A 16,628-nucleotide genomic window follows, 5' to 3' on the forward strand; every position below is an offset into this window, starting at 1 on the left:
GTTGCCGGTGTCCGGCGCGGTGTCCGGATGGCTGGCCCGTGGTCGGGGCGGGTGTTGCCAGCAGACCCTATGCATGATTGAAGCCGATCAACTTTCTCGTCGTTTTGGCGCCCTGATGGCTGTCGAAGGGGTCGATCTTCGCGTCGAACCCGGGCAGGTGCTGGGTTTGCTGGGCCCCAACGGGGCTGGCAAGTCGACCTTGATGCGGATGCTGGCCGGTTACCTCAGCCCCAGTGGCGGGCGGGCCCTGATTGACGGCATCGATGTCTGGGCTTCACCGGTGAAAGCCAAGCGCCGGCTGGGCTATCTGCCCGAGGGGGCGCCCAGCTATGGCGAAATGACGGTCCGGGAATTTCTGTACTTCATCGGCCGGATCCGTGGCATGACGCTGGAGACCGGTCGTCGCCGGCTGGATCGGGTAGTGCAGGAGCTGCAGCTGGAGGCCGTCATGGACCAGATCATCGAGAGCCTCTCCAAGGGGCTGCGGCGGCGTGTCGGTCTGGCCCAGGCGATTCTGCACGATCCGCCGGTGCTGATGCTGGACGAGCCTACCGATGGCCTGGATCCCAACCAGAAACATACGGTGCGGCAACTGATCGACGCGATGGCCAGGGATCGCACCATTCTCGTTTCCACCCATCTGCTGGAGGAAGTGCATGCCTTGTGCAATCGGGTCAGCATCATGGCGGCGGGCAAGGTGCTGGTGAATGCGACGCCGGCGGAACTGGAGCGCAGCTCCCGCTATCATGGCGCGGTGTCATTCAGCGCTCCCGGCAGCAGCCTGGCCCAGGAGATGCTGGGACGTCTGCCGCAGGTGGCAGGTATCGAGGTCGATCCCATCGATGGCCGGATCACGGTATTTCCGCGCAGTGGCGAGCGCATTCTGGAGGCCGTTGAAGGCCTGTTGGCCATGCAGGGCTTGCAGGTTTCCGAAATCCAGCTGGAACGCGGGCGGCTGGACGAAGTCTTTCGCGAGCTGACCTGCACGCCTCCGGCGCGCTCTGCGCGGGAGGCGCCATGAGTCCGGTCCAGGCGATGGTGCGGCGGGAGTTGCGCGGTTACTTCGTGACGGCGCAGGCTTATCTGTTTCTGATCCTGTTCCTGGTAGGCAGCGGATTCCTGACTTTCTATCTGGGGGATTTCTATACCCGCGACCAGGCTGATCTGCAGCCGTTTTTCGACCTGCATCCCTGGCTGTACCTGATCCTGGTGCCGGCCATTACCATGCGATCCTGGGCCGATGAACGCAAGGCCGGCACCCTGGAACTGCTGCTGACCCTGCCGGTCAGCATCAGCCAGGCCGTGCTGGCCAAGTTTCTGGCGGCCTGGATCTTTATCGGCATCGCCCTGGCGCTGACTTTTCCGATCTGGATCACCGTCAATTATCTGGGCAGTCCGGACAACGGCGTGATCATAGCCGGCTATCTGGGCAGCTGGCTGATGGCAGGCACCTTTCTGGCCATCGGCAATGCCTTGTCGGTCACGACCAACAGCCAGGTGGTCGCCTTTATTCTGACCTTGGTGGTCTGCCTGTTGCTGCTGCTCGCCGGGCTGGGACAGGTCCAGGATATTTTCCAGGGCTTGCTGCCTTCCCGCTGGATTCTTGCGCTGGGCCAGCTCAGTATGTTGCGGCATTTCGAGGCGATTGCATTGGGCGTGCTGGATCTGCATGACATCGCCTATTTTCTGCTCAGCACGGCGGCCTGGCTGCTGGCCGGCGGACTGCTGCTGAACCTGAAGAGGGCTGGCTGAGTGTTGCGCCGCAACGAAGTGATCCAGCGTCGCCGTTGGCTCTGGCTAGGGCTGGCATTGCTGCTGCCCAGCTATCTGTGCCTGCTGGCGCTGAGCAATCTGACCCTGCGGAATGTGCGCATCGACCTGACCCGTGACGGGCTGTACACCCTGACCCCGGGCACGGTCGGCATCACCAGCCATCTGCGTCATCCGATCCGGCTGACCCTGTATTTCAGCGCCCATGCGACGGCTGATGCGCCGCAATTGCGCAGCTACGAGCAGCGCGTGGTCGACATGCTGCGGGAAATGGCAGCCCGTTCGCACAACCGCTTGCGGCTGAAGGTCATTGATCCCATGCCGTATTCGGATGACGAGGTCAGTGCCGAAAGCTATGGCCTGACCCCCTTGAGCGGGGGAAGCAATGGCGAACAGCTGTTTATGGGGCTGGTCGCCAAGGTTGCTGTCGGTGAGGAACCGCATGCGGATCGGGGTATCGATGCGCAGGAGGGCCGGGTCCTGACGATTCCGCTGCTGGATCCCAGCCGCGAGGCCTTTCTGGAATACGATGTGGCCAAGCTGCTGTACGAGCTGAACGCGCCGACCCGACCCACGGTCGGGATTTATTCCACCCTGCCGATCAACGGCAATCCGGTGCTGGGGGATCGGCCCTGGACATTGCTGGAACAGTTTCGGCAGCTGTTCAACGTGAAGATGCTGGAACACCAGCAGCTGGCCCACCTCGATGCCCGCACCAATGTGCTGCTGCTGATCCACCCCAAACGGCTCAGCGATGACGAACTGGACGGCCTGGACCAGTATGTGCTCTCCGGCGGCCATCTGGTGGTATTTGTCGATCCCTATTCCGAGGTCGACAATGCCCCCTATGTCGACAGCAGTGGCTTGATCGACGATCACAGTTCCAATCTGCCTCGCCTGTTCCAGGCCTGGGGGCTGCGATATGATCCCGGCCAGGCGGTAGTGGACCGCAGTCTGGCACTGCCGATCGAGCTGGCAGACAACAGCCGTATCTCGCATCCGGCAATGCTTGGGCTGGGCGGTGGCCAGATCAATCACCATGACGTGATCACCGCCAGTCTGCAGCGCATCAATGTCAGCAGTGCAGGCTATTTCGATCTGCTGCCGGGGACCCGCTCCCGGTTGCTGCCTTTGCTGCAGACCTCGGCAGAGGCCGAGTCGATGCCGGTGGAGCGGGTGATCGAGGCGACCAGTGATCCGGCTGGGCTGCTGGATGGCTATCATCCTGACGGCAACCACTATGTGCTGGCGGCCCGGGTCCAGGGCATCAACCACACCGCGTTTCCGGAGCGCTCGGCCGTGGTTGGACATCTGCAGACCTCGACACAACCCCGTGAAGTCATTGTGGTCGGCGATACGGACCTGCTGACGGACCGGTTGTGGCTGCGCTTCACCCAGAGCCTGCTGGGGCAGCCGCAGCTGAGCGCACTGGCCAACAATGGCGACCTGGTCGCCAATATGGCCGATTATCTCAGCGGTTCCTCGGCCTTGCTGTCGATTCACGGGCGAACCACCGGCCAGCGCCACTTCACTCGTGTACAGTCCCTGCAGCGTGCGGCAGACCAGAAGTTCCTGATGAAAAAGCAGGAGCTGCAGCATGAGCTGAGCGAGACCCGCCGCCGACTGGCCGAGCTGCAGCCGGTCAAGGGCGGGACGGACAGTGGACTGAGCCCTGACCAGAAGCAGGAAGTTGAGCAGTTTCTGCACCGCCAGCTGGCGATCAACGAGGAACTGCGCGAAGTCCAGCATCATCTCAATGCCGAGATCGATGCCTTGGGCCAGCGCCTGAAAATGATCAATATCGCCTTGATGCCGTTGCTGGTCGCGTTGTCCGGCCTGTGGTTCGCCTGGCGGCGGACCCGGCGGCGGCGGATCGGGAGAGACGGCTGATGCGGCGCATGGGCGGCATCATGCCGGCGCAGCCCTCATGGGGTGGAGGTTCCCGCGATGCTGGCTGAACTGGTCAAGTGGCTGACGCCCTGGGAATTTTCCTGGCCGCTGCTGCTGGCCTGGCTGGGGACGGCCGTGCTGTACTGGCGAGGCCATCGCCGGCAGCCGCAGCCCTGGCCCCGTCAGCTGGCCTTCTGGCTGGGCATGGCGCTGATTTATGTTTCCTTGCACACCTATGTCGACTTCTATTGCGAGCATGAGTTCGTCGCGCATCGGATCCAGCAGATCGTCCTGCATCACCTGGCACCCTTGCTGCTGGTATCGGCCTATCCGGCCAGCGTCTTGCGTCGGGGACTGCCGCTGCGCTGGCGCAGCGGGCTGAACCTGCTGACCCGTTGCTGGCCATGGCGGCTGGGCGTCGCGATTTTCGGCAATCCGACGGTGGCCAGCCTATTGTTCGTGGTCTTCGTGCTGGTGTGGCTGATCCCTTCGGTGCAGACCCTGGCGATGCTGGACTGGCGTATTTATCGCTTCATGAACTGGTCGATGCTGGCCAGCGGGCTGATCTACTGGTCGCTGGTGCTGGATCATCGGCCGCATCCGCCGGGACGCATGGTGGTCGGCATGCGGGTGTTGTCACCGGCGATCACGATGATGCCGCAAATCGTCGTCGGTGCTGTGATCACCTTTGCCAGACATGATCTTTATCCGATCTTCGCGATCTGCGGGCGGGCCTTCAGTTTTGATCTGCTGACCGGGCAGATGATGGGCGGGGTGATGATCTGGGTGCCGGCAGCAATGATCGAGGCGGTGGGGTCGCTGCTGGCCATGCGGCAATGGCTGCGGCTTTCGCGCGCCGGGCGGATCCGGCAGCGGCCCCGGCCAGGTGCCGTGGTGGCGACCTCCGTGGTGACGGCGGGCGCCGCCAGCGATCACTGAGCGGGCGATGGCGGCAGGCTGTCTGGACCGGGCTTATGTGAAAGGATCAGCGCCGGTCCGCTCAGTCGCGAAGCGGTTCCCGACGGCGGCGGAGCGGCTGCCTCAGGGGGAGGCTGCGGTACTGCTGCTGGCGCTGCCAGTGGGTGCGGTGCTGCCGTCATCCTCGGCATAGGCCGGGCGCACCACGAAAGGAACCTGCAGGGACTGCCCGCCATCGAAATGCAGGCTGATCATCACCTTGTCGCCGACCTTGGGAGCAGGGGCCGTGGCCTGGCTCAGCATCAGATGAAAGCTTCCCGGGGCAAGCCGCAGTTGCGAGCGGGCATGGATGGCGAGCTGATCGACCATCTGCATGCTGGCGCTGCCGTTGCGGTTGCTGCTGAGATGCAGCATCACCCGGCCATAGCGCGGACTGCTGGCCGAGGTCAGCATCGCGGCCTGATCGCCTTCATTGTGCAGCTGCACATAGCCGGCGGCCGGCAGGTTGCCCGGCAGCAGCCGGATCCAGCCATGATCGGCGGTGACGCTGGTGGCGAAGCCGGGCAGGCTGCAGGCGAGCAGGCCCAGACCGGTGAGGCAGAGCAGATGGCGGCGCGACATGGAATCAGTGCTCCTGTGACTGGATGAGTGCGGTCAGATCGTGGACCAGTGCATTCTCGCTGTCGGCCGGCGTAGCCAGCAGCCGGGCCCGGCCTTGCGGGTCGAAAACATAGATGCCGGAGCTGTGCGCCACCTCGTAATTGCCGTCGGCCGCCGAGGGATCGCGACTGTAGGCGGCGCGGTAGCGCTTGCTCAGTGCCTCGATCGCGGCTGGCGAGCCGGTCAGGCCCAGCGCGTGGCTGTCGAAGGCCCGCACATAGTCATGCAATTGTTCCGGCGTATCGCGGGCCGGATCGACGCTGACGAACAGGATGCGGACATTCCGCGCCAGCGGCCCCAGCTTCTGCAAGACCACATGCAGATGCGCCATCGTCAGCGGACAGACATCGGGACAGTGGGTGTAGCCGAAGTACAGCAGGGTGGTCAGGCCCTTGAAGTCGGCGGCCGTGACCGGCTTGTTTTCGTCACTGGTCAGCGCAAACTGCAGATCCGGCATATGACCGCTGATGTCGTTCAGCTGCCAGTGCCCGGCCGGCGCGCGCTGGCAGGCGGCCAGCAGCAGGCACAGCAGGACGGGCAGCGACCGGCGCCAGCGTGCAGGGCGGGAGAGTCGGGTACGGAACCCGCGAAAGGTCAGGTCAGCCATTTTGCTAGGATACCCCTCTGTCCCGGAGGCATCCAGTTCGGGACATCTGCCCTCGAATGATCCAGGAGCCGATCCGGTGTCTGCCACCTCTCCCTGTCGCTTCACCCCCCTCGCCGTCGCGCTGGCTGGCGCCAGTGCCGTCGTCTGCGGTGCTTTCGGTGCCCATGCGCTCAGTACCCGGCTGGATCCGCAGCAGATGGCGATCTGGCATACCGCCGTCAGTTATCACTTCTGGCATGTGCTGGCGATGGCTCTGGCAGCCATCGGCTGTCGGGGACGGGCCCGCCGCCGGGCGGTGCAGCTGCTGCTGGCCGGTATCGTGCTGTTCAGTGGCAGCCTGTATGCCCTGGCGCTGGGGGCGCCGCATTGGACCGGCATCATCACGCCCTTTGGCGGGCTGGCCTTTATTGCCGGCTGGCTGGTGCTGGGTCTGGGCCTGCGTCAGCCCCCGGACTGATCGTCGCCGCCGGGTCTGGCCGGCGGCGAGGGCAGTCGGCCTTCCCGCCGCAAGGCCTGACGCAGCACGTATTCGATCTGCGCGTTCATGCTGCGCAGTTCATCGTCCGACCAGCGCTGCATGGCGGTCAGGATCTCGGCGCTGATCCGCAGCGGATAGGCCTTGCGCTCAGCCGCCACGGAAACCGGCCTGATCGGGGCGCGTCGCTGGACAGGTCCTGGTGGGTGAAGTCACGGCGGCCTCCGCTCAGGCATAAAGGCTGCCGGTATTGATCACCGGCTGGGCCGCCCGGTCGCCGCAGAGCACGACCAGCAGGTGGCTGACCATGGTCGCCTTGCGTTCTTCGTCCAGTTCGACCACACCTTGGCTGGCAAGGCTGTCCAGCGCCATGCCGACCATGCCGACGGCGCCTTCGACGATCCGGCTGCGGGCGGCGACGATGGCATCGGCCTGCTGGCGCTGCAGCATCGCCATCGCGATTTCCGGGGCATAGGCCAGATGGCTGATCCTGGCCTCGATCACCTTGACGCCGGCTTCGCCGACCCGAGCCTGGATATGGCGGCACAAATCGTCGGTGATGGCCTCGTCATTGCCGCGCAAGGCCGGCGTGCTGTCATCGCCATGGCTGTCATAGGCATAGCCCTGGGCGATCTGGCGCAGGGCCGACTCGGCCTGGATCTGCACGAAGGAGGCGTAGTCATTGACGCCGAAGGTGGCACGCGCCGTGTCGACGACCTGCCAGACCACGATGCTGGCGATCTCGATGGGGTTGCCGTGGGCGTCGTTGACCTTCAGCTTGCCGCTCTCGAAATTGCGGATCCGCAGCGAGCGGCGGATCCGGGTATAGAAGGGGTTGGTCCACCGCAGCCCGTCATGGCGCAGCGTGCCGGCATAGCGGCCGAACAGTTGCAGGACCGCAGCTTCGTTGGACGTGATCTGCACCAGTCCCTTGCAGCCGAGCAGGGCGGTGGCGAAGAGTAGTCCGCTGACCAGCATCAGCGCAGGGGCGCGCGTCAGCAGGCCGAGGCAACTGAGCAGCATCAACAGCAGCAGCGCGCCCAGCATTGGCAGGCCGGCGATAGAAAAACCCGTACGTTCCTGAAGTTGTTCGTTCATCTCGTCCCCACCTCTTGTGAAATCCTGATATCAATTTGATATCAGTCATCATGCTTGTCAAGCGGCTGGCGGAGCGGCTTGCTGTCGTCCCGATCCAGACTGGCTAAACTAGCGGTTTGACTCCGCCTGATGACCGCCATGAAATCATTCGCGACGCCGTATTCTTCTTCTGCCTTCCGGGTCCTGCTGCTGGGTTCGGGCGAGCTGGGCAAGGAAGTGGCCATCGAACTGCAGCGCCTGGCCGTGGAAGTGATCGCGGTCGATCGCTATGAGCATGCGCCGGCGATGCAGGTCGCCCACCGCAGCCATGTCATCGACATGCTGGACGGCGCCGCGCTGCGGGCGGTGATCGAGGCGGAAAAGCCCGATCTGGTCGTGCCGGAAATCGAGGCGATCCACACCCAGACCCTGGTCGAGCTGGAGCAGGAAGGTCTGAAGGTGGTGCCCACCGCCAGAGCCACCTTGCTGACGATGAACCGCGAGGGCATTCGCCGGCTGGCGGCCGAGGATCTGGGGCTGCCGACCTCGCCGTATCGTTTCTGCGGCGACGAGGCCGAGTATCAGGCCGCCGCGACCGCGTTGGGCCTTCCCTTCGTCATCAAGCCGGTGATGAGCTCCTCGGGCAAGGGGCAGAGCGTGGTGCGCAAGGCGGAGGATCTGTCGGCGGCCTGGGCTTATGCCCAGTCGGGCGGTCGTGCCGGCCAGGGGCGGGTGATCGTGGAGGGGTTTGTCGACTTCGATTACGAGATCACCTTGCTGACCGTGCGCCATCACGGTGGCGTCGCGTTCTGCGCACCGATCGGGCATCGCCAGGAAGATGGCGATTATCGTGAATCCTGGCAGCCGCAGCCGATGAGCGACAAGGCGCTGGCCGAGGCACAGCGTCAGGCCGATGCGATCACCGAGGCGCTGGGCGGCTGCGGCGTGTTCGGTGTGGAGTTTTTTGTGAAGGGGGATCAGGTGATCTTCTCCGAAGTCAGCCCGCGACCGCACGATACCGGGCTGGTCACCCTGATCTCGCAGGACCTGTCCGAGTTCGCCCTGCATGCGCGCGCGATCCTGGGCCTGCCGGTGCCCGTCATCCGCCAGCGCTGTCCGGCGGCTTCGGTGGCCGTGCTCGCCGAAGGCGATATCGACGCGCCGCGTTATGACGGCGTGGCCGAGGCGCTGGCGGAGGTCGATACCCAGCTGCGGATCTTCGGCAAGCCTGAGGTCCATGGTCGTCGGCGGGTCGCGGTCACCCTGGCTCTGGATGAATCGGTGGAGGCCGCCAAGGCCAAGGCCGTGCGCTCGGCACAGGCCTTGCGGGTCACGGCCTGAGTGCCGATCTGACGCCGCGTCGGACCGATGAGGCTTCAGTCCTTGCCGGTCGTCGGCAGCATCGGTTTCCAGCCATGGCTGCCCCGCAGCTGCAGTGGCTGGAAGCGGCGTTTGTAGTCCATTTTGGGGTGACCGGCAATCCAGAAGCCCAGATAGACCCAGGCCAGCTCGCGCTGGCGGGCCAGCTCGACTTGTTGGAGTACCGCCAGGGTGCCCAGGCCGCGTGAGGCATGCTCCGGGGCGTAGAAGGTATAGACCGCCGACAGCCCTTGTTCGCAGATGTCAGTCACCGCGACGGCGATCAGTTCGCCGGCCAGCCGGAACTCCATAAACCAGGTCGGACTCCAGTCGGCACGGAGAAAGTGGGTAAAATCCTCGGGCTCGGCCTCATCCATGCCGCCATCCGGATGGCGCCAGCGCAGATAGCGCGCATACAGCTCGAAGCGCTCCTGATTGTATTGCGCCGGCTGCAGACTGATCCGTACATCGGCGTTGTCGCGCAGATTGCGGCGCTGTGAGCGGTCGGGGCGAAAAGCGGCTACCTCTATCCGTGTCGGAATGCAGGCTTGGCAGGCGCTGCAGCGTGGCAGGTACAGCTGATCGCCGGCCCGTCGAAAGCCTTGTTCCAGCGCTGCCCCGTACAACCCGGCCAGGTCGGGCTGGTGAGGATCGATCAGCAGATTCTGCGCGCTGCGCTCGGGATAGTAGCCGCAGGCCTGGGGCGGAGTCTGGAACAGCCGGATCAGATCGGAGCGCATGCAGAGATTCCAGCTCTCGGGGGACGGCTGTCGGCGCTGTGGCCGTTTACAGCTTGTGGGCGTAGTGCAATATGGCCATGACAAACACGGCAGCGACGGCCAGCAGGGCGATGCGCCGGGCACGTTGCGGCACGTCACGGCGACCGCTGCCCGGGGTCCGCATCTGGGCCAGTTCGGCGGCGAAGCGAGTGCCTTGCTCCAGTCCCAGTTCGTTCATCAGTTCGCGGGCGCGGGTGTAGTCGTCAGGATGCAGGACCCAGACCTGGGGCCAGCCATCGCGTTCGGCATGCTGGCGGGTGTAGCTGGCCCGCTCATAGCTGGGGCGATTCCAGCGGGAGGCATTCTGGATCTTGTTCTCGATGCCGCGCTCGGTGAACAGCTGACTGAGCCGCTCGGCATTTTCAGGGCGGGGAGAGGTGTATATCTGGCGCATGTTCCAAGTGTATGTCATTCGCCCCAGGTCCGGGGCCGTCGGGACAGCCGGCCCCGGACAGCCGCTCAGGCATGCAGCCGGATCAGCCCTTCCTGGGCGCTGGAGGCCACCAGCTGACCGGCCTCGTCGAAGATCTGGCAGCGCGAGAAGCCCCGGCCGCCACGGGCGATGGGGCTATCGAAGTCGCAGAGCAGCCATTGATCGACGCGGGGCTGGCGATGGAACCACAGCGCGTGGTCCAAGCTGGCCATCTGCATCCTGGGCGTCATCACATGCACGCCGTGCGGCAAGGTCGAGGTCAGCAGCAGATTGAAGTCCGAGGCATAGGCCAGCAGGCTGCGATGCAGCTCGGGGCTGCCTTCGACAGGGTGACGCAGGCGCAGCCAGATCTGCTGGCGGGGCGGACGGGGGGCGGGCGACAGCGGATTGATGTCCGGGTCGGCCAGCCGGAATTCGAAGGGGGCATCGCTGCTGAACCAGCGGCGATAGCGCGGCGGCAGCTTGGCCAGCACCTCCGGATCCACATTCAGCCGCTCCGGCAGCTGGGCCGGGCTCAGCACCTCAGGCATGGCCTGGCTGTGTTCGAAGCCTGACTCTTCGATCTGGAAGGAGACTGAAGCATGCAGTATCGGCTGGCCGTGCTGTACCGCGACGACCCGGCGCGAGGAAAAGCTGCCGCCATCGCGGGTACGTTCGACCTGATACAGGATCGGCGCCTCGATGTCGCCGGCACGCAGAAAATAGGCGTGCAGCGAATGGGCCGGCCGTTCCGTCGCTACGGTCTGCTGGGCGGCCGACAGGGCCTGACCCAGCACCTGGCCGCCGAAGACGTGGCGGGTGCCGATGTCCAGGCTCTGGCCGCGGAAGTAATCATTCTCGAGGCGTTCGAGGCCGAGCAGGTCGATCAATTGGGTAACGGAATCGGAAGACATCGCGATACATGGTGGGAATCCAGCTGCCAGTATAACTGGCAGCGTGATACCGGCTGCCGACAGCCAACGGGTCAGTCCGCCGCGTCCAGGGTCAGGCGTTGCAGTCTCAGTCCGGTCATGACCTGCGGCCAGGGAAAGCGGGGCCCGGGGTCGCGCTTGCGCCGGACGGAGCGGCCCGGATCATCGCTGGCCGGCACCTGCGCCGTGTCCAGGTCTTCATGTCCGGCGATCCAGCGCAATCCGGGCAGCTGGTCCTGCAGCTGCAGAAGCCATTGTCGCAGCGCCTCGATCTGGACGGGTGGATACGCCTCGTCCATCGATTGGTGCGCGGCGTCCAGCCAGTTCGGCCAGCGGCCCCGGTTGACCAGTTCGATGCCGACCGATCGTGGATTGAAGCCGCGCACATGATGCGCGATGCGGTCGGGCTCGACCCAGGTGCTCAGGCTGCCATCGCGGTCGATGTAGTAATGCCCGCTGTTGCCGCTGCCATCGCCGTAGAGGACTTGCTCACCGTACTGGCGGGCCGTGGCCAGATCGGGCAGCTCGGTGCAGTGGATCACCACCAGATCGACCGCCGCCAGCGGGCGCCTGGCCAGGCATGCGTCGTAGGGCAGCGGATCGGGGTGAATGACGACGGACATGGACACAGTCTCGCACGGGGACCGGTATCATGTCCTTTCTCAGATTGTCTTTGACTGGAATACCATGCGCGGCCCCATCCTTCTTTCCCACGGTTCCGATTCCGGACCCGATGCCACCAAGGTCAGCGTGCTGGCAGCCCATGCCGAGCAACGGGGCTGGTCCACGCGGCGCCTGGACTACCGCGAGGCGGATCGGCAGGGGCATGCCGCTTCGGTGGCACCGCGGCTGGAAACGTTGCTGCAGGCCATCGATGCCGCCTCTGCGCCGCCGGTTCTGGTCGGGTCCAGCATGGGCTCCTTCGTCAGTGGCCTGGCGGCCCGGCGGCGGCCGGTGGCCGGGCTGTTCCTGCTGGCGACACCGCTGGCGATCCCCGGCGTGGAGGAGGGCTTCAGCCATCCAGCCGAAGCGCCTTGCTGTTTTGTCCATGGCTGGCAGGACGATATCTGTCCGCCGGATCCGGTCTATGCCCATGCCCGTGACAGTCGCGCCGATCTGCTGATGCTGGACGGCGATCACCGGCTTGCCGACCAGCTGCCCGCCATCGTGGCCGCTTTTGACCGTTTTCTCGCCGCCCTGGAGGCTCGCGCATGACCGCTTATTTCGCTTCCTGTCCCAAGGGTCTGGAATATCTGCTGCGTGACGAGCTGGTCGCGCTGGGCGCCGAAGGCGTGCGTGAATCCCTGGCGGGCGTGCAGTTCGAGGGCGATATCGCCACGGCCTACCGTGCCTGCCTGTGGTCACGTCTGGCCAGTCGGGTGCTGGTGCCGGTGGCGCATTTCGATGCCGCCGACGAGCAGGCCTTGTACGACGGCATCATGGCGATCGACTGGAGCGCGCATATGGCCGCCCATGCCTCGCTGGCCATCGATGCCCATACCGCCATGAGCAAGATCAGCCACAGCCAGTTCATCGCCCAGCGGGTGAAGGATGCCGTGGTCGACCAGTTCCGCCAGCGTGACGGCCGGCGTCCCGATGTGGACACCGATGAACCGGATCTGCGCATCCATGTGCGCCTGCGCCGCGACCGGGCCAGCGTCTCCATCGATCTGGCCGGCGCGCCCCTGCATCGTCGCGGCTGGCGCGAGCAGCAGGGCGAGGCGCCGCTGAAGGAAAACCTGGCCGCGGCGATCCTGCTGCGCGGCCGCTGGCCGCAGCGCTACGCCGACGGCGCCAGTCTGCTGGATCCGATGTGCGGTTCGGGCACCTTGCTGATCGAGGCGGCCCTGATGGCGGCGGACGTCGCGCCGGGCCTGCGCCGCGAATACTATGGTTTCCTAGGCTGGCAGCAGCACGATATCGCGGTATGGAAGGCCTTGCTGGACGAGGCCCGGCAGCGTGCCGACGAGGGGCTGCGCCAGTTGCGGCCCTGCCTGGTCGGCAGCGACGCCGACGGCCTGATGATCCAGACCGCCAAGCGCAATGCGCAGGCCGCGGGTGTCGCCGGTTTTATCCAGCTGGAGCGCCGCGAGATGGACCGCATCCAGCCACCGGAGGGGGCCGCCGATGGCAGCCTGCTGGTCACCAATCCGCCGTATGGCGAACGTCTGGGCAGCAGCCAGCAGATGCCCATGTTGTATCGCCGCCTCGGCGAAGTGCTGCGCGAGCGTTTCGGCGGCTGGAGCGCGGCCATCCTGGCCGGTGACGGCGAGCTGGCCGATGCCTTGCGGCTGGCGGGCGGCAAGCGCTACACCTTGTACAACGGGGCCCTGGAAACGGTGCTGCAGCTGGCCGACCTGCGCCCGCGGGATGCCGCGCCGCGCGAGCTGAAGCCGCTGTCGGACAATGCCCAGATGCTGAAGAACCGGCTGGAGAAAAGCCATCGGCATCTGCGCAAGCGACTGACCCGCGAAGCCATTCATTGCTGGCGGGCCTATGACCAGGATCTGCCGCAGTATGCGGCGGCCATCGATGTCTACACCGAGCGCAATGGCCGGCGCTGGCTGCATGTGCAGGAATACCGCGCCCCGGCCGAGATTCCTGCCGAAACCGCCTTGTTGCGTCTGCGCGAAGTGGTCCGGGTCGCCGGCGAAGTGCTGGAGGTGCCGCGTGACCGGATCGTGCTCAAGACGCGGCAGCGCGGCAAGGGCGGCGGCAAGTACGGACAGTTCGATCAGCGCGGCGAATTCCTGGAAGTGGAAGAGGGTGGTCTGAACTTCCTGGTCAATCTGACGGATTACCTGGATACCGGTCTGTTTCTGGATCACCGGCTGGTGCGGCAGAAGATCCGCGAGCTGGCGGCCGGCCGGCGCTGTCTGAACCTGTTTGCCTATACCGGCACGGCCAGCGTGTATGCCGCCGCAGGCGGTGCCCGCAGCACCACCACGGTCGATCTGTCGGCGACCTATCTGGAGTGGGCCTCGCGCAATCTGGCCCTGAACGGCTTTACCGGCGAGTCGCATCGTCTGGTGCAGGCCGACGCCATCAAGTTCCTGGGCGGGGGTACCGATCCGTATGGACTGATCTACGTCGATCCACCGACCTTCTCCAATTCCAAGCGGGCGGCCGATTTCGACGTACAGCGCGATCATGTCGCTCTGCTCAAGGCCTGTCTGCCACGACTGGCCAAGGATTCGGTCATCGTGTTCTCCAACAACTTCCGGCGTTTCCAGCTGGACCGTGCCGCCCTCGAAGAAGATTTTTCCATCGAAGACTGGAGCGCGCCCAGCATTCCCTTCGATTTTTCCCGTCGTGACGATATCCACGGTTGCTGGCTGTTGCGCCCAAAGAAGCTGAACGAAGCCCATGATCCTTGGGCTGGCATCCGTCTCAAAAAGTAAACCTTTCAGTACACATTAAGATTGAAAACACCACCATGACAGCCGTGATCAGCAGGAGGTGTGCCATGTTCAAGAAAAATCGTGCGGGTAGATGGATGGCCGCCGCAGTTGCCGTGCTGGGTTTGGCGGTGGCGCCGCTGAGCGGAGTTTCCGCGCATGGTTGGCATGGCGGTTATGGCGGTGGCTGGCATGGTGGTGGTCCGGGCTGGGGTGGTCCTCGTCCAGGCTGGGGCGGCGGCTATCACCGCGGCGGTGGCTACTGGAGCGGCGGCCGCTGGATCGCAGGTGCCTTGGTGACCGGTGCGGTGGCCGGCGCGGTCTACAGCGCGATGCAGCCGCGCCCTTATTACCCGCCGCCGCCCGTCTATCCGGCGCAGACGGTGGTCTATCAGCAGCCGAGCACGGTGGTGTACGAACAGCCGGCGACCGTGGTCTATCGTTCTGCGCCGACCCAGACGGTAACCACGACCACGACGACGCGCTATATCGGTCCTGGCTACTGAGCCTGCCGCGGCGAGTGCACTCTGAACAAGGCCCGGATTTCCGGGCCTTGTTCATTGAAGCGCCGGCTCGGTTACACTCCCCACCCTGCGACGGAATCGGCGGTTGCGGCCGTACCTGGTTCCGACGATGGTTTCCGACCGACCCTGGAGTTGTGCATGCGACTGTCCATTGGCACCATCATTCCGGCAAAAGGCCTGCTGTTCGACATGGACGGTACGCTTATCGATTCGCGCATTGCGGTGGAGCATATCTGGCAGGACTGGTGCCGGCGCCATGGCGTGGACTGGAGTTATGTGAAGGCCAACCTGCATGGCTTGCGGCTGCGTGACTCGGTGCGCCGTTTTGCGCCGGAAGGTGTCGACGTGGTGGCCGAGACCGATTTTCTGTATCGGGAAGAACTGACCCATACCGACGGCATCGTGCCGATTCCGGGAGCCATCGACCTGCTCGCCAGCCTGCCGGCCACGCACTGGACCATCGTGACCTCGGCCGACAAGGAACTGGCAAGGGCCCGACTGGGCGCGGCCGGTGTCGGCGAGCCGCCGCTGTTGGTCGGTGGTGATGACGTCCATCACGGCAAGCCTGATCCGCAAGGTTACATCGAGGGCGCGCGCCGCCTGGGGGTGGCACCGGCCGAGACCCTGGTGTTCGAGGATGCCGCCGCCGGTATTGCCGCCGGGCGTGCGGCCGGTGCGCGGGTGATCGCGGTGGCTACCGATCATCCCGAGGAAATCCCCGCGGACATCGAATGGGTGCCTGATCTGAGCGCCTTGGTGCTGGACAGCCATGATCCCGTTTCTGGCACGGTCAGTCTGCGAGTGGTGGCCTGATCCTGTGACCGGCCAGGGCGTCTGCCCTAGCCTTGCGGTGGAGTGCATGTCCGATGCGGATATTGGTTCTGGGCGCCGGTGGCACTGGCGGATATTTTGGCGGGAGGCTGGCGGCCTCCGGTGCGGACGTGAGCTTTCTGCTGCGGCCGGTCCGGGCCGGACGGATCCGGCATGACGGCCTGCAGATCCGCAGCCCGCTGGGCGATGTGCTGTGCCGGCCGCAGGTGCTTGTCGCAACCGAGCTGGCCGCGGTGGCGGCACGCCAGCCTTTCGATCTGATCCTGCTCAGCTGCAAGGCCTATGATCTGGATAGCGCCATGGATGCCATCGCACCGGCGGTCGGACCGGCGACCCGGATTCTGCCGATCCTGAACGGATTGCGCCATTACCCGTTGCTGGATGCGCGCTTTGGCGCGGAGCGGGTGCAGGGTGGATTGTGTTTTATCAATGCCACGCTCAACGCGCAAGGCGAGATCGTGCATCTGGATCCGGTTGCACGGCTCAGTTTCGGTGAACGGGACGAGCGTCCGGCCGGGGCCGGTCTGCAGGCGCTGTCCGGGATGTGCACGACGGCGGGAATCGAGCACCGGCTTTCCCCGCGGATCGAGCTCGATGCCTGGGCCAAATATGCTTTCCTGTGCTCGGTGGCCGCGTCCACCTGTCTGCTGCGCGGCAGTATCGGCCGGATTCTGGCGACCGAGGGCGGGGCGGCGTTTCTGGGCGGAATCTATGCCGAATGCACCGCCGTGGCCGCAGCCGAGGGCGAAGTCCTGCCCGAGCCGGTCCGTGCGGCGGCGCTGGCGATCCTGTTGCGCGAAGGTTCGAGTCAGACCAGCTCCATGTACCGGGATCTGGTGGCCGGCAAGGATGTGGAGGCCTTGCAGATCGTCGGTGACATGGTGCACCGGGCCGTGCGCGCCGGTCTGTCCGTGATGCGGCTGGACGCGGCCTGGATCCATCTGCAGAGCTATATGGCGCAGCGCCAGGCCGGCTGATCCGGCCGGCGGGGCGAGG

General features: G+C 65.2%; 19 protein-coding genes. 11 read left to right on the forward strand and 8 right to left on the reverse strand.

Annotated features, from left to right (window positions below):
- The first annotated feature begins 73 nt into the window (after positions 1-73).
- From FRAAU_RS03980 to FRAAU_RS03995, 4 genes are read left to right on the forward strand one after another with little or no spacing between them, the layout of a single operon-like run.
- Complete coding sequence (locus FRAAU_RS03980; protein ID WP_014402282.1) at positions 74-1,021, forward strand: ABC transporter ATP-binding protein; 948 nt, start codon at positions 74-76, stop codon at positions 1,019-1,021.
- Complete coding sequence (locus tag FRAAU_RS03985) at positions 1,018-1,752, forward strand: ABC transporter permease subunit (RefSeq protein ID WP_014402283.1); 735 nt, start codon at positions 1,018-1,020, stop codon at positions 1,750-1,752. Before FRAAU_RS03980 ends, FRAAU_RS03985 begins: the two co-directional genes overlap by 4 nt.
- Positions 1,753-3,660, forward strand: coding sequence for a GldG family protein (locus FRAAU_RS03990; RefSeq protein ID WP_014402284.1), 1,908 nt, complete (start codon positions 1,753-1,755; stop codon positions 3,658-3,660).
- A gap of 57 nt (positions 3,661-3,717) precedes the next feature.
- On the forward strand, positions 3,718-4,599 hold the full coding sequence (locus FRAAU_RS03995; RefSeq protein ID WP_014402285.1) for a cytochrome c oxidase assembly protein: 882 nt from the start codon (positions 3,718-3,720) through the stop codon (positions 4,597-4,599).
- Positions 4,600-4,701: 102 nt separating this feature from the next.
- Here the strand turns inward: FRAAU_RS03995 and FRAAU_RS04000 are convergent, their stop codons facing one another.
- Together FRAAU_RS04000 and FRAAU_RS04005 are read right to left on the reverse strand one after the other, a co-directional pair.
- Entirely contained in the window at positions 4,702-5,199 is a 498-nt protein-coding gene (locus FRAAU_RS04000) for a copper chaperone PCu(A)C (RefSeq protein ID WP_014402287.1), read from the reverse strand.
- Between the two features lie 4 nt (positions 5,200-5,203).
- Positions 5,204-5,845: an SCO family protein gene (locus FRAAU_RS04005; RefSeq protein ID WP_014402288.1), complete on the reverse strand. Its 642-nt coding sequence runs from the start codon at positions 5,843-5,845 to the stop codon at positions 5,204-5,206.
- Positions 5,846-5,921: 76 nt separating this feature from the next.
- Here FRAAU_RS04005 and FRAAU_RS17380 point away from each other — a divergent pair, with 76 nt between their 5' ends.
- Complete coding sequence (locus FRAAU_RS17380) at positions 5,922-6,302, forward strand: DUF423 domain-containing protein (protein ID WP_014402289.1); 381 nt, start codon at positions 5,922-5,924, stop codon at positions 6,300-6,302.
- On the opposite strand, the gene FRAAU_RS04015 is transcribed toward FRAAU_RS17380, so the two are convergent.
- Positions 6,287-6,481 carry a type II toxin-antitoxin system antitoxin gene (locus tag FRAAU_RS04015; RefSeq protein WP_014402290.1) on the reverse strand — a complete coding sequence of 65 codons (195 nt, stop codon included), beginning with the start codon at positions 6,479-6,481 and terminating at the stop codon, positions 6,287-6,289. The two genes, FRAAU_RS17380 and FRAAU_RS04015, sit on opposite strands and share 16 nt — an antisense overlap.
- Positions 6,482-6,548: 67 nt before the next feature.
- The gene (locus FRAAU_RS04020; RefSeq protein ID WP_014402291.1) at positions 6,549-7,418 is read right to left on the reverse strand and encodes an SPFH domain-containing protein; all 870 of its coding nucleotides are present in this window, start codon (positions 7,416-7,418) and stop codon (positions 6,549-6,551) included.
- Positions 7,419-7,556: 138 nt separating this feature from the next.
- Between FRAAU_RS04020 and purT the strand changes: the two genes are divergently transcribed.
- On the forward strand, positions 7,557-8,738 hold the full coding sequence (purT, locus tag FRAAU_RS04025; protein WP_041270359.1) for a formate-dependent phosphoribosylglycinamide formyltransferase: 1,182 nt from the start codon (positions 7,557-7,559) through the stop codon (positions 8,736-8,738).
- 35 nt (positions 8,739-8,773) lie between these two features.
- Here purT and FRAAU_RS04030 read toward each other — a convergent pair whose 3' ends face one another.
- From FRAAU_RS04030 to FRAAU_RS04045, 4 genes are all read right to left on the reverse strand, one after another.
- On the reverse strand, positions 8,774-9,496 hold the full coding sequence (locus tag FRAAU_RS04030) for an arginyltransferase (protein ID WP_014402293.1): 723 nt from the start codon (positions 9,494-9,496) through the stop codon (positions 8,774-8,776).
- 46 nt (positions 9,497-9,542) lie between these two features.
- Entirely contained in the window at positions 9,543-9,929 is a 387-nt protein-coding gene (locus FRAAU_RS04035) for a hypothetical protein (protein WP_041270360.1), read from the reverse strand.
- A gap of 65 nt (positions 9,930-9,994) precedes the next feature.
- Positions 9,995-10,861, reverse strand: coding sequence for an acyl-CoA thioesterase (locus FRAAU_RS04040; RefSeq protein ID WP_014402295.1), 867 nt, complete (start codon positions 10,859-10,861; stop codon positions 9,995-9,997).
- A gap of 71 nt (positions 10,862-10,932) precedes the next feature.
- Positions 10,933-11,502, reverse strand: a complete 570-nt coding sequence (locus FRAAU_RS04045; RefSeq protein ID WP_014402296.1) for an N-acetylmuramoyl-L-alanine amidase — start codon at positions 11,500-11,502, stop codon at positions 10,933-10,935.
- Positions 11,503-11,566: 64 nt separating this feature from the next.
- On the opposite strand from FRAAU_RS04045, the gene FRAAU_RS04050 reads away from it, so the two are divergent.
- From FRAAU_RS04050 to panE, 5 genes are all read left to right on the forward strand, one after another.
- Positions 11,567-12,094: an alpha/beta family hydrolase gene (locus FRAAU_RS04050; protein WP_014402297.1), complete on the forward strand. Its 528-nt coding sequence runs from the start codon at positions 11,567-11,569 to the stop codon at positions 12,092-12,094.
- Positions 12,091-14,280, forward strand: coding sequence for a bifunctional 23S rRNA (guanine(2069)-N(7))-methyltransferase RlmK/23S rRNA (guanine(2445)-N(2))-methyltransferase RlmL (rlmKL, locus tag FRAAU_RS04055; protein WP_014402298.1), 2,190 nt, complete (start codon positions 12,091-12,093; stop codon positions 14,278-14,280). The genes FRAAU_RS04050 and rlmKL overlap by 4 nt, the downstream gene beginning before the upstream one ends.
- A 65-nt stretch (positions 14,281-14,345) precedes the next feature.
- Positions 14,346-14,783, forward strand: coding sequence for a hypothetical protein (locus FRAAU_RS04060; RefSeq protein ID WP_014402299.1), 438 nt, complete (start codon positions 14,346-14,348; stop codon positions 14,781-14,783).
- 156 nt (positions 14,784-14,939) lie between these two features.
- Positions 14,940-15,614, forward strand: a complete 675-nt coding sequence (locus tag FRAAU_RS04065; RefSeq protein WP_014402300.1) for an HAD-IA family hydrolase — start codon at positions 14,940-14,942, stop codon at positions 15,612-15,614.
- Positions 15,615-15,667: 53 nt separating this feature from the next.
- Entirely contained in the window at positions 15,668-16,609 is a 942-nt protein-coding gene (panE, locus tag FRAAU_RS04070) for a 2-dehydropantoate 2-reductase (protein ID WP_014402301.1), read from the forward strand.
- Positions 16,610-16,628 lie beyond the last annotated feature (19 nt).

This window comes from Frateuria aurantia DSM 6220 (assembly GCF_000242255.2).
Classification (GTDB): domain Bacteria; phylum Pseudomonadota; class Gammaproteobacteria; order Xanthomonadales; family Rhodanobacteraceae; genus Frateuria; species Frateuria aurantia.

What these genes read in the sequence shown, in the direction of transcription:
- FRAAU_RS03980 (WP_014402282.1), top strand. Translation starts at nt 74, where the DNA reads ATGATTGAAGCCGATCAACTTTCTCGTCGTTTTGGCGCCCTGATGGCT.
- FRAAU_RS03985 (WP_014402283.1), top strand. Translation starts at nt 1,018, where the DNA reads ATGAGTCCGGTCCAGGCGATGGTGCGGCGGGAGTTGCGCGGTTACTTC.
- FRAAU_RS03995 (WP_014402285.1), top strand. Translation starts at nt 3,718, where the DNA reads ATGCTGGCTGAACTGGTCAAGTGGCTGACGCCCTGGGAATTTTCCTGG.
- FRAAU_RS04000 (WP_014402287.1), bottom strand. Translation starts at nt 5,199, where the DNA reads ATGTCGCGCCGCCATCTGCTCTGCCTCACCGGTCTGGGCCTGCTCGCC.
- FRAAU_RS04005 (WP_014402288.1), bottom strand. Translation starts at nt 5,845, where the DNA reads ATGGCTGACCTGACCTTTCGCGGGTTCCGTACCCGACTCTCCCGCCCT.
- FRAAU_RS04020 (WP_014402291.1), bottom strand. Translation starts at nt 7,418, where the DNA reads ATGAACGAACAACTTCAGGAACGTACGGGTTTTTCTATCGCCGGCCTG.
- purT (WP_041270359.1), top strand. Translation starts at nt 7,557, where the DNA reads ATGAAATCATTCGCGACGCCGTATTCTTCTTCTGCCTTCCGGGTCCTG.
- FRAAU_RS04030 (WP_014402293.1), bottom strand. Translation starts at nt 9,496, where the DNA reads ATGCGCTCCGATCTGATCCGGCTGTTCCAGACTCCGCCCCAGGCCTGC.
- FRAAU_RS04035 (WP_041270360.1), bottom strand. Translation starts at nt 9,929, where the DNA reads ATGCGCCAGATATACACCTCTCCCCGCCCTGAAAATGCCGAGCGGCTC.
- FRAAU_RS04040 (WP_014402295.1), bottom strand. Translation starts at nt 10,861, where the DNA reads ATGTCTTCCGATTCCGTTACCCAATTGATCGACCTGCTCGGCCTCGAA.
- FRAAU_RS04045 (WP_014402296.1), bottom strand. Translation starts at nt 11,502, where the DNA reads ATGTCCGTCGTCATTCACCCCGATCCGCTGCCCTACGACGCATGCCTG.
- FRAAU_RS04050 (WP_014402297.1), top strand. Translation starts at nt 11,567, where the DNA reads ATGCGCGGCCCCATCCTTCTTTCCCACGGTTCCGATTCCGGACCCGAT.
- rlmKL (WP_014402298.1), top strand. Translation starts at nt 12,091, where the DNA reads ATGACCGCTTATTTCGCTTCCTGTCCCAAGGGTCTGGAATATCTGCTG.
- FRAAU_RS04060 (WP_014402299.1), top strand. Translation starts at nt 14,346, where the DNA reads ATGTTCAAGAAAAATCGTGCGGGTAGATGGATGGCCGCCGCAGTTGCC.
- FRAAU_RS04065 (WP_014402300.1), top strand. Translation starts at nt 14,940, where the DNA reads ATGCGACTGTCCATTGGCACCATCATTCCGGCAAAAGGCCTGCTGTTC.
- panE (WP_014402301.1), top strand. Translation starts at nt 15,668, where the DNA reads ATGCGGATATTGGTTCTGGGCGCCGGTGGCACTGGCGGATATTTTGGC.